Consider the following 15,624-nt stretch of genomic DNA (forward strand, 5'->3'; position numbering starts at 1 on the left):
GAGCTACCGGCTCATAACCGGTCGGTCCTGGGTTCGAGTCCCCGATGGCCCACCAATATCTAAAAAAACCGCTGTTTTTATCGAACAGCGGTTTTTTATTATTTCATCGCATTTTGGCGCAGCATTAGCTGTATCATTTCCGTAACCAGTTCTTTTTGATTATTGGTCAATAATGAGAACGATGCAGAAATGGACATTTCCTGTTGTGATCGTTTCACTTCATGCCCTAATAATTCATCCACACTGACTTGAAATGTGTCAGCAATTCGGATTAATGTTTTGTAATCTGGTTCATGTTTATTTTTGATATATCCGTTGAGTGTAGTCGGTGCAATTTGTAATGCAGCGGCAAGCTCTCGCTGTGATATATTGTTCTTTTCCAGAAGATTTAAAAGAATATCTCCAAAATGATTCATCTATTATCACCTCTAAGATGATTATAAGAGATGATTGCTTTTTATTTATCAAAATACGAGAAAATAGTATTTATGTATTGACAAGTTCTATTTTATAGTATATAATAAAGATATCAATTTTATACAAGGAGGCTGTACGAAAATGACATGTCCGAAATGTGGAAGTGAAAATGTGAGTGTACAGGTGATTCAAACAAGTGGAAAAACAAAGCAGCGTGGAACAGGTTGTCTTTGGACACTTGGAAGGTGGACGATGATAATTTGCACATGTGGTCTTTGGCTTTTGATAGGGAAAAGAAAAGGAACAGGGAAAACTAAATTCAAGAATCAGACAGTTGCGGTTTGTCAACAGTGTGGAAACCGTTGGAATGTCTGAACAATATTAAAAATTGCAGATTTAAAGAGGGGCGGTTGAATATCGCCCTTTTTTATGCAATGAAATCTTGACACTATTTATAATACATGCTACAATGAAACTAACAAAAATTCCAGGAGGGAACCAATGAAAGCAATTGTATTTGACATGGATGGTGTACTCTTTGACACGGAGCGTGTGGGGGATCAGGCGTGGCGGCGTGCGGCTGAGGAGATGGGTTTTGCCGGAATCGACGAGGCGGTGGATGGCTGTCGGGGACTGAACCGCAGGGATACGGCGGCATTCTTTGCGGCGCATTTCCCGGACTTCGACTATCCGGCGTTTCACCAGCGGAACCATGCCATTATGGCGGAGATGTTGGCGGATGGTATGCCGGTGAAGCCGGGTGCCTATGAGCTGCTGGATTGGCTGAAAGAACAGGAGTGGAAAATCGCACTGGAAACCTCTACTGGGCGGGAGAGCACCATGCATCATCTGGAATCAGCAAAAATGACAGAATATTTTGAGGCGATCATCACGGGGGAACAGGTGGAGCACGGCAAGCCTGCCCCGGAAATTTATGAGATTGCGTGCCGGGAACTGGGCACCGAGCCGGCGCTTACCTATGCGGTGGAGGATTCGCCCAACGGGATCCGCAGCGCTTCCGGGGCGAAAATGCGTGTCATTATGGTGCCGGATCAGATTGCGCCCAATCTGGAACTGCGGCAGATGATCGTGACGGTGCAGAAAACGTTGCTGGATGTGCGGGAGTTTTTGGAGAAGTTCGGGGAGTGACATACGGCGGCACACTTCCCTTTGCAATGTCTGGTGAAGTGTAACGGCATCATAGTGCAGGGGCGAAGAAGTATAAAAGAGGATGTTGCAAGTGTCAAAATTCAACAGGAAAACGGTGCGATGTGGGCATCGCACCCTACAAATCACCGCAAATTCCGTAACATTTTGTAGGGGTCGATGCCCACATCGACCCGTGAATCAGGATTTCGCTGTCCTTGCAACAGCCCTTTTTTTATTCTTATCTTACTTGCATAAATTGGAATTCGGAGGGCTTTTATGGATATATCTGATAATGCAATAATTTTAACCTCAGAACCTATTCCAGATATGACTCCAAGTGAATGGCTGCAATTTCATAATCATTGCGAAAGTGAAAGTGATCTGGCTAATGCACTTGCAGGCGCATGGAATCAGTCAGGTTGGCTTATGCATGAAATTAGTGAAGATTGTTGTATTGCTGATATGGAACAAAGATTTCACGAATGGTGGAAGGTACAAGCATATTTGGTTCAAAAAATCAAAATATTGGAACAAGTTGAAAATCCAAATAGTATCCTTGATGATTTGCCCTATGAAAAGATTGTCGCTCCGTTTATGGAGCATAATGGATATAGGCTTTGTTGTGGATGGTGGTTACAAAAAACATAAGGCAACACCGTACAAAGAGCGCCTGACGGCTTTTTACGGTATTGCCATAAATTTCGTTGAAAGCGCCGTTATCACACCTGTATGCATCAACTATTTTGTAAATAAAATGTAAACAATCCGGATTTTCGCTTGACGAACTTAGCACACGTGCTATAATAGTGTTAGCACTTCAACAACAAGAGTGCTAATCTAACGCAATGCAGAAAGGAGTCGTGCCTGCGAGGGCACGAAAGAGAGAGATGGAACAGAAACAATTTCAGGCAGAGTCCAAGCGTCTGCTGGACATGATGATTCATTCGATCTATACCCATAAGGAGATTTTCCTCCGGGAGCTGATCTCCAACGCCAGCGATGCCATTGACAAGCTGTATTTCCGCTCCCTGACGGATGACAGCGTGGGCATGAACAAGTCCGACTTCGGCATTCGCCTTGCCATTGACAAGGATGCCCGGACGCTGACCATTACGGATAACGGCATCGGTATGACCAAGGCGGAAATGGAAGAGCATCTGGGTACCATTGCAAACAGCGGTTCGCTCCAGTTCAAGAAGGAAAATAACCTGGCAGAGGATAACCAGATCATTGGTCAGTTCGGCGTAGGCTTCTACTCTGCATTTATGGTGGCAAAGCGTGTGACCGTGAAGTCACTGGCATTCGGCGAGACACAGGGCTATGAATGGCAGTCCGAGGGCGTTGAGGGCTATACCATGGATACCTGCGACAAGGATACCGTGGGTACGGAAATTATCCTGGAGCTGCTGGACGATGTGGACGCTGACGAGGACGGCAACGGTGGTGAGAACTACAGCGAATTCCTCGACCAGTACCGTATCCAGAGCCTGGTAAAGCGGTATAGCGATTATATCCGCTTTCCCATTACCATGGATATGACAAAGAGCCGCAAGAAAGAGGATTCCGACGAATATGAGGATTACATCGAAAACGTTACCCTCAACAGCATGGTTCCTCTGTGGCACAAGAACAAGAATGAGATCAGCGAGGAAGAGTATAACAGCTTCTATAAGGACAAGTGCGGCGATTATACTGATCCCCTGTGCCATATGCACGTGCGCAACGAGGGCACGATTACCTATGATGCGCTGCTGTACATTCCGTCCCATGCACCGTTCAATTATTACAGCAAGGACTATGAAAAAGGCTTGCAGCTGTATGCAAACGGCGTGCTGATCATGGATCGCTGTGAGGATCTGCTGCCGGATTATTTCAGCTTTGTCAAGGGTCTGGTGGATTCCGAAGATCTGTCCTTGAATATTTCCCGAGAAATGTTGCAGCATGATGCTCAGCTGCGCCAGATCGCACGGAGCATTGAGCGTACCATTAAGAACGAACTGAAGCGCATGATGAAGAACGATCGGGAGAAGTATGAGCAGTTCTACCAGTCCTTCGGTCTCCAGCTGAAGTACGGCATTTATTCCGATTATGGTATGCACAAGGATCTGCTCCAGGATCTGCTGCTGTTCCCGTCGTCCAAGGACGGCAAGCTGACTTCGCTCCAGGAATATATCGACCGGATGCCGGAGGGTCAGGATAAGATCTATTATGCGACCGGCGAGAGCATTGCCCGGATCGAGTTGCTTCCTCAGACAGAACAGGTCAAGGAAAAAGGCTATGAGATCCTGTACTTTACGGAAAATGTGGACGAGTTTGCAATTCGTATGATGCGGAACTATCAGGAAAAGGAATTCCAGTCGGTATTGGACAGCAGCCTGGATCTGGAAACAGACGAGGAGAAAAAGGAACTGGAAGAAAAGCAGGAATCCAGTAAGGATATGCTGGAGGCAGTTCAGAAGGCACTGGACGGCAAGGTCGGCAGCGTTAAGCTGTCTGGTCGGCTGAAATCTCATCCTGTCTGCTTGTCCAGCCAGGGTGATCTGTCCATGGAAATGGCAAAGACTTTGAATGCAATGCCGGGCAGCGAGGGCGAAAAGCTGAAAGCCAATACGGTACTGGAGATCAACCCGGAGCACGCCATTTATCAGACTCTGATGGATCTGCAAGCATCCGATTCTGACAAGATGGACGACTATGCAAAGCTGCTGTATGATCAGGCACTGCTCATTGCAGGTATGCCCATTGAGGATCCGGTGGCATTCTCCAACCGGATCTGCGATCTGATGTAATGCTGATTCATTGAAAAAGAGAAGATAGATCATAGATCACCGCCGCAGAGGGAGACTTTTGCGGCGGTGGTTTTTTGTTGACGTAATTCGACAAAACTGGTATAATAATTATACTGCCGATCTCCTTGTTATAACAGGGAGGAGGTGAGCCTGTAATTGGAGATACTTACATCTTTTCTCATTTCTGTCGCAGCAAGTATAGTAGCATATTATATTTGCAAGTGGCTGGACAGTAAGGGGAAGTAAAATCCAAAAACGGCAGTACAGTACAAAAGAATCCCCACAGAGCTGCAACTCTGTGGGGATTCGTCTTTGTAAACCTGTTTAGAGATACTTACATTTCATTTTTATTATACCCTAATTCGAAGGGATTGTCAAGAGCTATTATGAAGTTCCAGAAATTATAATCTATACGCTGCCGGTCTCCTTGTTATAACAGGGAGGAGGTGAGCCTGTATTGGAGTGGATCATGTCTTTTCTCATTTCTGTCGCAGCAAGTATAGCAGCATATTATATTTGCAAGTGGCTGGACAGTAAGGGAAAGTAAAAAACCAAAAACGGCAGCACAAAAGAATCCCCGCAGAGTGGCAACTCTGCGGGGATTCGTCTTTGTGAACCTGTTTGGAGATTCGATCATATCATTGGTTTTATTATACGCTAATTCCGGGCATTTGTCAAGATGGAATTTTTAAAATTTATTTTTTCGTAACGCAATTCACCCTAGGTTTCCGGCTGTTCCGGGGACTGTGCCGGATTCCGTGTTAGTTCCAGGTCGGACAGGAGCACCTGTTCTTCGCAGCGGCATTGGAATTCCTTCAGACGTGACAGTTCCTGTTCCAGTACTTGTATGGTGTGCGTCAGCTTTCGCTGGGACGCATAGTATAACGCTTCATAATCTGTCATAGAAATTCCTCCAAATTATTTCCTTATATAAGTATATATCTATATAGGGAAATTGTCAAGCATAAGGATATCCGTTATAGTGGGTATAAAGGCAGAATGACACGTTCTGCAAATGTTTGAAACGTTGGAGGAATGCACCATGATCCGTATCAAGCTGGACAAATTGCTGGAAGAACGCGGCATGAGTCGGTATCGGCTGGCACAGCTGACAGAAACCAAGTATCAGGTCATTGATAATTATTACAAAAACCGTGTAGTACGATATGACGGGGAAATCTTATCCCGGATCTGCGCTGCCCTGGATTGCAATGTGGGAGATATTCTGGAATATGAGAAATAACATGGAAATCAAAAATGTCGAAATGATTGCCAAAACGTATTATTTCATGCAAAATGCGATTATTATTCTGTAAAATCTCTTGCGAAAAAAATAGGGGTATGCTATAATAAAAATAGTTGTGTGGGATCGATCGGTCATTCTCTTTGTCTCTGAAACCGCTTGGAAACGATATGACAGATGCCGAATGCGGGGATGCACAGGAAAAACCACAGTCCCGTAAAGGGCAGGCAGATCTGACCGTACAGATTCAGGGGCATATTGCTGTAATCCCAGACGTTCCAACCCATGACCATGTTGTCGAATACACCTACGGTGAATTCGATGGCTGTGATCAGGAGCGCACCGCAGAGACATTGCAGCAGAAGCGTTCGGGGCGGTGCGGCGGCATGGAGCAGATACAGCGCCACGGCTGCTATGCCGCCGGTGAGTGCCATGGTCCAGTGGGTAAAGCCACGGAAGAGAATTTCCAACATACTGTAGACAAAACAGCCTAACAAAAAAAACCAGCACAGTTCATAAGACTTGACGTGCATTGGTGTCACCTCTCTTTTGAAATGAGGAATACTTTTATCCTATGCAGATGAATGAAAAATATACAGGCGGTAAAAAATGCTGTCTATCCTAGAAGGAGGAATATGATTTATGAGAAAAAGCGGAATTTTAATGCATATCTCTAGTTTGCCCTCTGATTTTGGTATCGGCAAGCTGGGGGATGCGGCGTATGTCTTTGCCGATTTTCTGGCGGACTGCGGCATCCAGGTGTGGCAGATCCTGCCTCTGTCGCCCACAAGCTATGGGGATTCTCCGTACCAGTCTTTTTCGGTACACGCTGGAAATCCCTATTTCATTGACTTCGAACGGTTGGAACGAGCTGGCTATCTGGCACCGTCCGACTATAGTGGCATTGTTTGGGGTGATGACCCACGCCGGGTGGATTATGCCCGGATTTATACCTATTGCTTCCATGTCCTCCGCACGGCGTTTTCCCGGTTCAAGCAGACAGACGAGGGCTATCAGGCATTTTGCAAGACTCAGGCTTCATGGCTGCCGGAATATGCTCTGTTCATGGCATTAAAAGATGCCCATCACGGAAAGCCCTGGGATCAGTGGGAACAGCCCCTTGCCATGCGTGAAGAAGAGGCGCTGGAGCAGGCAAGAGAAGAATATGCCGAGGACATCGCTTTTTACAGCGTACTGCAATACTGGTTTTATCAACAATGGGATGCGCTGAAAGCGTACTGTAACCAGAAGGGCATTTCCATCGTGGGGGATATTCCCATTTATGTGGCATATGATAGCGTAGAGGTCTGGTCTCAGCCGGAATTGTTCCAGTTGGATGCGGATCATGTGCCTACCGCAGTGGCAGGATGTCCGCCGGATGTCTTTTCTCCCACAGGACAGCTTTGGGGCAATCCCCTGTATGACTGGGAATATCACAAGAAAACCGATTTTGCCTGGTGGACGCAGCGGCTCAGAAGTGCGGCGGCACTGTATGATACTGTGCGTATTGACCACTTCCGGGGCTTTGAAAGTTATTACGCTGTGCCCTATGGCAAAACGACTGCCGAAGTGGGCGAGTGGCTTCCCGGTCCGGGGACGGTGCTGTTTGATGCAGTGAAAAAGGAACTGGGGGATATCTCCATCATTGCCGAGGATCTGGGATTTGTGACGCCGGAGGTGCGCAAGCTCCTGGAGGATTGCGGCTATCCGGGCATGAAAGTCACCCAGTTTGCCTTTGACGGTGATCCTAAGAGTGACTATCTGCCCCAGAATTATGCTACCACAAATTGTGTTGCCTATACGGGCACACATGATAATATGACCCTGCGGGGATGGATTCATAGTTCGCCGGCAAAAACCATTGCCTTTGCAAAGCGCTATCTCCATTGTCGGAATACCGTAGATCTGCCGGCGGAAATGCTCCGGATCACCTGGAGCAGTACAGCAAAGCTTGCTGTGGCACAGATGCAGGATTTTCTGGATGCAGGTCCGGAGGGACGCATGAATACACCATCTACCACCGGCGGCAACTGGCAGTACCGCACGCTGACCAGTGATTTTACCCCAAGGCTGGCAAAGCGAATCTATCAGCTCAATGAATTATACAATCGGCTCTCAGAAGAACCGAAGCTGAAGAAAACCAAAAAGGCAGCACGAAAGACTGCGAAAACGGGAAAAAAGGAGAAGAAATCATGATGACAAAAGAACAGATGAAGAATGGCATTTGCAGTGCACTCCATGGCGTGGATCCGAAAACGGCAACACCTCAGCAGCTGCACCAGGCATTGGGAGAGACCGTTATGGCTGCCATTGCAGAGGACTGGGCAAAGAGCACTAAGGCACACGAAGAAACACGCCGTGCCTGCTATTTCTCCATGGAATTTCTGGTGGGACGTGCTGTGTATAACAATCTGCTGGTGCTGGATGTGATGAAAGAAGCCGAAGAGGCGTTTGCAGAACTGGGCGTTTCTCTGGCAGATCTGGAGGTCATTGAGGATGCTGCTCTGGGCAACGGCGGTCTGGGACGGCTTGCGGCTTGTTTCCTGGACAGCGCAGCTACACGGAATCTGCCTCTGGACGGCTATGGCATCCGCTATAAATACGGTCTGTTCAAGCAGTACTTCGAGGACGGTTTCCAGAAAGAAGTTCCCGACGACTGGATGAAATACGGCGATGCCTGGTCGGTACGCCGGGAAGAGGACGCAGTTCTGGTAAAATACAACGGGCAGACCGTCCGTGCCGTGCCCTATGACATGCCCATTATCGGCTGCAAAACAAACCATATCGGCACTCTGCGTCTGTGGCAGGCAGAACCGGTACAGACCTTTGACTTCGATCTGTTCAACCGCCAGAAGTATCTGGAGGCAGCAGCAGAAACGGTTTATGCTGAGGATATCTCCCGTGTGCTGTATCCCAATGACGACACCTGGGAGGGAAAGAAGCTCCGCCTGAAACAGCAGTATTTCTTCTGTTCTGCATCCTTGCAGGATATTTTGAAAAAGCATAAGGCAACCTATGATACCCTGGACAATCTGGCAGACAAGCTGGCGGTGCAGCTGAACGATACCCACCCGGTGATTTCTATTCCGGAGCTGATCCGTTTGCTGACGATGCCAGAGAACGGCTATACCTTTGAGCAGGCATTTGCCATGGCACAGAAGATCTTCCACTATACCAACCATACCGTTATGCCGGAGGCATTGGAAAAGTGGGACTGCCATCTGGTGGAGGAACTGCTGCCGGAGGTCTATGCCATCATTCTGCGTATTCAGGAACAGTTCATGAACGACATGTACCGCCTGGGCGTGGCAAAGGAGAAACGGGATGCCATGAAGCTGGTGCAGAACGGTATGGTACACATGGCACACATGGCGGTCTATGTGGGCGCACATACCAATGGCGTTGCGGCAATTCATACGGAAATTTTGAAGGATTCCGTGCTGAAAGATTGGTACAGCATTTATCCGGAACGATTCCAGAATAAAACAAACGGTATCACCCAGCGCCGGTGGCTGGCACTGTGCAACCCGGAACTGTCTGCCCTGCTGACAGAGCTTTGCGGTTCTGACGAATGGAAAGTCAATCTGGATGCGCTGAAGCCGCTGGCAAAGTATGCAGACGACAAGGCGGTGCTGGAGCGCTTTGTTTCTATCAAGCAGACCAAAAAGGAACAGCTGGCAGCCTATATTGCCAAGGCAGAGTGCGTGGAGATCAACCCGGCATCCATTTTTGATATCCAGATCAAGCGGCTTCATGAATACAAGCGGCAGCTGCTCAATGCATTCTCCATCCTGTATATTTACTTCGGGCTGAAAGACGGCAGCATCAAGGACTTTACGCCTACCACATTCCTGTTTGGGGCAAAGTCTGCGCCGGGCTATCGCCGGGCGAAGGCAATCATCAAGTTTATCCACGAGGTGGGCAAGCTGGTTTCCTCTGACCCGGAGGTTTCCGACAAGCTGAAAGTGGTCTTTGTGTCCAACTATAATGTTTCCTATGCAGAAAAGTTGGTGGCTGCGGCAGATGTTTCCGAGCAGATCTCCACTGCCGGCACAGAAGCATCCGGTACAGGCAACATGAAGCTGATGCTCAATGGTGCTGTGACACTGGGCACCTATGACGGCGCAAATATTGAGATCGTCCAGGAGGCAGGCGAGGAGAACAACTATATCTTCGGCGCAAGAGTGGAGGATCTGGAAAAGATCGTGCCTACCTACGACAGCCGGAAGATCTTTGCCGAAAATGAAAAGATCCGCCGGGTCGTAGAGACGCTCATTGACGGTACATTCTCCGATGGCGGCAGCGGTGATTTCCGGGAACTGTATTATGCACTGCTGGACGGCGCAAGTTGGCACGCACCGGATCACTACTATCTGCTGGGCGATCTGGAATCCTATGTGGAGGCAAAGCTTCGCTGCAATCAGGATTACTGTGACCGCATGGCATTTACCAAGAAGCAGTGGCTCAATGTATGCAATGCCGGAAAGTTCAGCTCCGACAGAACCATTGCGGATTATGCAGAAAATATCTGGGATATCCAGGCAGTCGAGGTCTGAAAATAAAAATTGCCGGTGGAATGTTTGCAGTGAGAAGCAAAACAAGTAAGAACAGGAGGAAAACCACATGGGTTCTTGGATCGCATTTTTGCTGTTTAGCCTGTTTGCCGCAGCAGATACGGTGTTTGCTGTGAAGCTTTTTGGAAAAAAGCCGTGGCGCTTTCTGCTGGCAGGAAACGCAGTGACGCCGGACGGAAACCGGCTCTATGCCATGGAACAATGGCAGCGTGCCGCCGGAGTGTTCTGCGCAGTTTATGCCGGCGCATTTGCACTCATGGCAGTGATGACGGCATTGACGCAGCTGGGAAATCTGCTGTCGGATAGCTTTATGGCGGCGGCACTGTATATTCACGGCGGTGTGCTGGTGCTTGCAGCAGCGGCATTTCTGGCTTATGTGGACACGACCTGCCAGAATGTTTCTGCTTATGCAAAGAAATTATCAGAGGGAGAGAACCCGATCCTGGAAGAGGAGACAGTATGAACAAGAAATTCCTGGGATTTTGCTGTACAGCAGTGCTATTTGGCGCAGCACTTCCTATATGGGCTGCTTTTGCAGATACACCGACAGAACCAGTGGCAGTTTTGTCTGCTCATCTGCTGGGAAAAGGCAGTGCAGATCGTTCTTATGACCAGAATGGCGACAGCATCCTCAATGGATTTGATCTGGCACTGGCACGGCAGGCGGCTGTGACCACGCAAACGAATACTACAGAAACCACAATGGGAATCACGACAGAGATTACTACGGAAACTACAGCGGAAACCACCGGAACTACCGAAGAAACAACGGTGACAACGACGGCTGCACCCGATGGGGCAGTTCGGCTTGTGGAAGTGTCGGATATCGACCAGCTGCTTCAGGCACTGGCGGATGCACAGCCGGGCGATGATATTGTCCTGGCGGAGGGCATCTATCAGCTGAGCGAATCTGCCGGTCCCAAAGGCTCCCTGTTCTATACCAGGGCGGAGGGTACGGCGGAACAGCCCATTACCATTCGCAGTGCTGACCCGGAACATCCGGCATTGCTCTGCGGCACGGATGCGGCATCCCATTATGTGCTCTATCTCACCGGGGACTGGTGGCGGGTGCAGGACTTGAAGATCAGCACCGGGCAGAAGGGGATTATGCTGGACAATTCCAATTACAGCCGCATCACACGATGCGAGGTGTATGACATCGGCTCTGAGGGCATTCACTTCCGGGACGACAGCTCCTACTGCACTGCAGAGGACTGCTATGTCCACGACACGGGAACTGTCACGCCAGCATACGGCGAGGCGGTCTATGTGGGCAGTGCCAAAAGCACCTCGGGCTATGGATATTCCTGCGATTACAACACCATTATGGGCTGTCGGCTGGGTCCCAATGTGGGTGCGGAGCATGTGGATATCAAGGAATATACCACCGGTACTGTTGTGGCGGAGTGCATCTTTGACGGCACGGGTATGTCCGGGGAAAATTATGCAGACAGCTTTGTGGATATTCAGGGCAATGACTGCGTGATCCGGGATAACGTGGGTTATCGGAACGGCTGCGGGAATATTACGGCTGCGATACAGATGCATGTCCTGGTGGACGGCTGGGGCTTTGACGCCCAGGTCTACGGCAACCGGATGTACATGGACATTGCGGAAAATCCCGGCGGCAGACCCATGTATCTGCTGGATGGCTGGTATAATACCGCTACCGTGTGGGATAACTGGATCGCTTACGAGGACGGCAGTCTGTTTGCGGCGACGGAGGAACAGTATAATCTGGAGAGTTATACCATGCAGTAATGCAAAATAAAAAAGCAGTCATGGCGCATTTTCAGGTGCGCTTTGACTGCTTTTGTGTTATGTAGGGGCGACCATTGGTCGCCCGTGTTCCCGGTTGAAAATACAACGATTGCGGGCGAACGATGTTCGCCCCTACAGGAATCGTGTCGTTTGCCAGATTATCATAATTCTGCAAAATAGCAATAAACGGAAATAGCCGCCCCAGCGTCCAACTTAGGCGGCTATTTTCATAGCATTTCTAAAATGGGAGCTGACCGCCTTTCGGTGTGCTCTCGTTACTTATATTATATAGGATTGTTTTGCAGTTGTCAAGGGGATGCGTTGAATTTTACGCAAATTGAATGATTGGCATGATTCTTATACAAATGGTGCAGAACTGCTGGAACTGTCGTTCTTGAAACTGACAGAAGGGAACATTTCCAATGTGAAAAGCTGATTTCCGGTAGAATGCAGGGACAGATAAAATAAGAAAAATAAATCTGTATGTGATTTTTAGACAGCTATTTTATTTCAGATACAAGCGTAAGCGGCAGTAAAGGTATCCTTTACTGCCGCTTACGCTTGTATCTCTACTTTGCTTTCGCACAGATACATGTTAATATTTCAATCCGCAGAGTAAAGCCACTCTGACAAATCAATTATAGCATTTTTTCAGAGAAAAAGCAACATGAAAACATTTATATTATAGTACATCCTGTTATTCTCATGTACATTAAAAAATATTTTACAATCTGGGGCGTTGATTTCATGATAATGGCATGATATAATTACAGTTACATTTTAATGAAAGGAGACGATGACATGAAAAACTATGTTACATGGTCAGAACTATTGCAGTTTGGAGAATTCCTTGTAGGTTTTGCACTTTTGCTGCATACAATTCTTTCCTGATATCCAGCAAAAAATAATTACCTATTCTTGTAGTGATCCATTCGTTTCTGGTTTAAGCAGGAACGAATGGATCAATGTCCCTGCACCCGTCCCAATTCACGCACAAACCCTTGCCATCTCTGCCGAAATGTGTTATAATACCAATATACACTGGTTTACCAAATCGAAAAAATCGGAAAGAGGTACAAGTTTATGCGCAATACCACAAGCTATGAAAGTCCGTTCTGCACTCGCTATGCCAGTGAGGAAATGCAGCATGTTTTCTCCGCAGATAAGAAATTTACCACCTGGCGCCGTCTCTGGGTGGCATTGGCACGTGCCGAAATGGAACTGGGTCTGCCGGTGACACAGGCACAGGTGGATGAGCTGGAAGCCAATATTGACAACATCGACTATGACGTTGCTGAAGCAGAGGAAAAACGCCGCCGCCATGACGTAATGTCTCATGTATATGCCTATGGTCAGGTCTGCCCTAATGCAAAGGGTATCATTCACCTGGGGGCAACCTCCTGCTATGTGGGTGATAATACGGATATTATCATTATGCGTGATGCCATGCAGATCGTTCGCCGGAAACTCATCAATGTTCTGGCAAATCTGTCGAAGTTTGCCCTGGAATACAAGGACATGCCGGCGCTGGCATATACCCATCTCCAGCCGGCACAGCTGACTACAGTGGGCAAGCGTGCTACCCTGTGGATGAACGAGCTGCTCATGGACTTTCAGGAATTGGAATATCGGATCGCTAACCTGAAGCTGCTGGGATCTAAGGGTACTACTGGTACGCAGGCATCCTTTATGGAGCTGTTCGAAGGAGATACCCATAAGGTCAAGACGCTGGAACAGAAGATCGCAGCGGAAATGGGCTTCGACGGCGTTGTGCCGGTTTCCGGTCAGACCTATTCCAGAAAGATCGACTCCCAGATCCTGGCAACCCTCAGCGGCATTGCTCAGTCCTGCAGCAAGTTCTCTAACGATATGCGTCTGCTCCAAAGCTTCAAGGAAATGGAAGAGCCCTTCGAAAAGACCCAGATCGGTTCTTCGGCCATGGCATACAAGCGTAACCCCATGCGCTGTGAGCGTATCACATCTCTGTCACGCTATGTCATGATCGACAGCCTGAACCCGGCATTCACCGCAGGTACGCAGTGGTTTGAGCGTACTCTGGATGACTCCGCAAACAAGCGTGTCTCCGTGCCGGAAGCATTTCTTGCAGTGGATGCGATCCTGAATATCATGCTGAATGTCACCGATGGTCTGGTGGTTTATCCCAAGATGATCCGCCAGCGTGTTATGCGGGAATTGCCCTTTATGGCAACGGAAAATATCATGATGGATGCAGTTAAGAAGGGCGGCGACCGTCAGGCTCTCCATGAGAAGATCCGGGAATATTCCATGATCGCCGGAAAGCACGTAAAGGAAGAGGGTCTGGAGAACGATCTGTGCGATATGATCCTCGACGATCCCGACTTTATGATTACTAAGGAAGAACTGGACGCAATTTTGCAGCCGGAAAACTTCACCGGACGCAGTTCTCAGCAGACAGAGGAATTCGTAGCAGAGTGCATTCAACCCATTCTGGATGCCAATAAGGAATTGTTGGGCGAGCATTTTGAGATGAAGAACTGAGCTTTTGTACAGGTACGTGAATTTTTTTTGTGATATCCGATGGAATCGTGTCAATGTAGGGGCGAACTGCGTTCGCCCGGTGGGTAATTCCGGAAATTAGTGGGCGAACAAAGTTCGCCCCTACAGTATCACAGTTTATTGAAAAGATACAAGTGCCTTCATTTACGGCAGAACCCCACAGAGTGGCAGCCCTGTGGGGTTCATTTTTTCGTGTGGTTGACTTATGCGCAGGTTTCATCAATCAATGCCGCCAGCGTTTCTTTTGGCACAGAAACCACGGTTTCATAGGTGCTCTGCGGTTTGCTGTAGGTAATCCCATCAGAGGTAAATGTGTCTGCGTCGTCTGGTACAGCTGCCTCTGCGCCGGGAAGCGAGAGCAAGTCGGTTGCCAGCGGTTCCTGCCAGCCCTTGTCATCGATAATCAATGCCTGATTTGTCCAGCGGTCTCCCTCCAGGCGGAACATCCCCTGATATTCGTTTGTAAGTGTATAGGTGTCATCATTGGTATATTTCCCGAAAAAGAGCAAGGTGTCGCCGACTGTGGGGATATAGGTGTTGCACCAGTCCGCATAAACCAATGCGGATTTTCGTTCATCTTCGGTGTGTTCGGGATCCAGTTCATAGGAAACGGCATCTGTATATGTCGTATAATCGGCATATCCGCCGGTCAGTTCCAGTACGGCGTCTTCAAAGCTGCCTTTATACACCTTTTTTATTTCCGGTGTAATTTTGGTGTATATCTGTTTTGAAGTGGAAGAAATGCGGAAATCAGTTTCTGCCACGGTGATCTCGGCGATCAGATCTGATGCAGCGATCAATTCATCCAGCGAATCTGCGGAATCTACAAATTCTACTTCCGGCGAGGGAATTGTCATGATGACTCCGTTCGCAGGCTGTTCAGTGGATGATGCCTGACCGGCACAGCCGGACAGAATAGATAGGCATAGTGTTGAAGTAATGAGAATATGATTGTTACGTTTCATGAAGCTCCTCCTTTCTGGAAAACGGAACATTTTTTCTATTTATAGAATACAATAAACATGATAATTTGTCAATATAAAGAAAAATAAATTGTGCAATATCATAAATATAGAACATTTTATTTGTGAATATGTACTACTGTAAGAGTCTGTTCAGTATCTGGGCGTGCGCAGATTGCGCAGTCAGATTT

Annotated in this window: 13 protein-coding genes; 9 read left to right on the forward strand and 4 right to left on the reverse strand. The window is 48.1% G+C overall.

Annotated features, from left to right (window positions below):
* Positions 1-98: 98 nt before the first annotated feature.
* Positions 99-416 (reverse strand): helix-turn-helix transcriptional regulator, encoded by a 318-nt coding sequence (locus QZ375_RS05035; RefSeq protein WP_295216199.1) that lies wholly within the window; start codon positions 414-416, stop codon positions 99-101.
* Positions 417-918: 502 nt separating this feature from the next.
* Between QZ375_RS05035 and QZ375_RS05040 the strand changes: the two genes are divergently transcribed.
* From QZ375_RS05040 to htpG, 3 genes are all read left to right on the forward strand, one after another.
* Positions 919-1,566 carry an HAD family phosphatase gene (locus QZ375_RS05040; RefSeq protein WP_295216202.1) on the forward strand — a complete coding sequence of 216 codons (648 nt, stop codon included), beginning with the start codon at positions 919-921 and terminating at the stop codon, positions 1,564-1,566.
* A 276-nt stretch (positions 1,567-1,842) separates the two neighbouring features.
* The gene (locus QZ375_RS05045; protein ID WP_295216205.1) at positions 1,843-2,214 is read left to right on the forward strand and encodes a hypothetical protein; all 372 of its coding nucleotides are present in this window, start codon (positions 1,843-1,845) and stop codon (positions 2,212-2,214) included.
* Positions 2,215-2,453: 239 nt separating this feature from the next.
* Entirely contained in the window at positions 2,454-4,355 is a 1,902-nt protein-coding gene (gene htpG / locus QZ375_RS05050) for a molecular chaperone HtpG (RefSeq protein WP_295216208.1), read from the forward strand.
* A gap of 720 nt (positions 4,356-5,075) precedes the next feature.
* Here htpG and QZ375_RS05055 read toward each other — a convergent pair.
* A complete protein-coding gene (locus QZ375_RS05055; RefSeq protein WP_295216211.1) occupies positions 5,076-5,258 on the reverse strand; it encodes a hypothetical protein in 183 nt (60 codons plus the stop codon).
* A gap of 139 nt (positions 5,259-5,397) precedes the next feature.
* On the opposite strand from QZ375_RS05055, the gene QZ375_RS05060 reads away from it, so the two are divergent.
* Complete coding sequence (locus QZ375_RS05060) at positions 5,398-5,598, forward strand: helix-turn-helix transcriptional regulator (protein WP_295216214.1); 201 nt, start codon at positions 5,398-5,400, stop codon at positions 5,596-5,598.
* A gap of 134 nt (positions 5,599-5,732) precedes the next feature.
* Here QZ375_RS05060 and QZ375_RS05065 read toward each other — a convergent pair whose 3' ends face one another.
* Positions 5,733-6,131: a hypothetical protein gene (locus QZ375_RS05065; RefSeq protein WP_295216217.1), complete on the reverse strand. Its 399-nt coding sequence runs from the start codon at positions 6,129-6,131 to the stop codon at positions 5,733-5,735.
* Positions 6,132-6,240: 109 nt separating this feature from the next.
* On the opposite strand from QZ375_RS05065, the gene malQ reads away from it, so the two are divergent.
* The 5 genes from malQ to purB all read left to right on the forward strand — a co-directional run bounded on the left by malQ (position 6,241) and on the right by purB (position 14,453).
* A complete protein-coding gene (gene malQ / locus QZ375_RS05070) occupies positions 6,241-7,794 on the forward strand; it encodes a 4-alpha-glucanotransferase (protein WP_295216219.1) in 1,554 nt (517 codons plus the stop codon).
* Positions 7,795-7,808: 14 nt separating this feature from the next.
* The gene (locus QZ375_RS05075) at positions 7,809-10,154 is read left to right on the forward strand and encodes a glycogen/starch/alpha-glucan phosphorylase (RefSeq protein ID WP_295216343.1); all 2,346 of its coding nucleotides are present in this window, start codon (positions 7,809-7,811) and stop codon (positions 10,152-10,154) included.
* A 67-nt stretch (positions 10,155-10,221) separates the two neighbouring features.
* A complete protein-coding gene (locus QZ375_RS05080) occupies positions 10,222-10,635 on the forward strand; it encodes a hypothetical protein (RefSeq protein WP_295216222.1) in 414 nt (137 codons plus the stop codon).
* Positions 10,632-11,933, forward strand: coding sequence for a right-handed parallel beta-helix repeat-containing protein (locus QZ375_RS05085; protein WP_295216225.1), 1,302 nt, complete (start codon positions 10,632-10,634; stop codon positions 11,931-11,933). Before QZ375_RS05080 ends, QZ375_RS05085 begins: the two co-directional genes overlap by 4 nt.
* Before the next feature lie 1,083 nt (positions 11,934-13,016).
* Complete coding sequence (gene purB / locus QZ375_RS05090; protein WP_295216227.1) at positions 13,017-14,453, forward strand: adenylosuccinate lyase; 1,437 nt, start codon at positions 13,017-13,019, stop codon at positions 14,451-14,453.
* Between the two features lie 221 nt (positions 14,454-14,674).
* Here the strand turns inward: purB and QZ375_RS05095 are convergent, their stop codons facing one another.
* Positions 14,675-15,436 carry a hypothetical protein gene (locus QZ375_RS05095; protein ID WP_295216230.1) on the reverse strand — a complete coding sequence of 254 codons (762 nt, stop codon included), beginning with the start codon at positions 15,434-15,436 and terminating at the stop codon, positions 14,675-14,677.
* Positions 15,437-15,624: the final 188 nt, after the last annotated feature.

Origin of the sequence: Ruminococcus sp., assembly GCF_019417665.1 — a bacterium.
Classification (GTDB): Bacteria; Bacillota; Clostridia; order Oscillospirales; family Ruminococcaceae; genus Ruminococcus_C.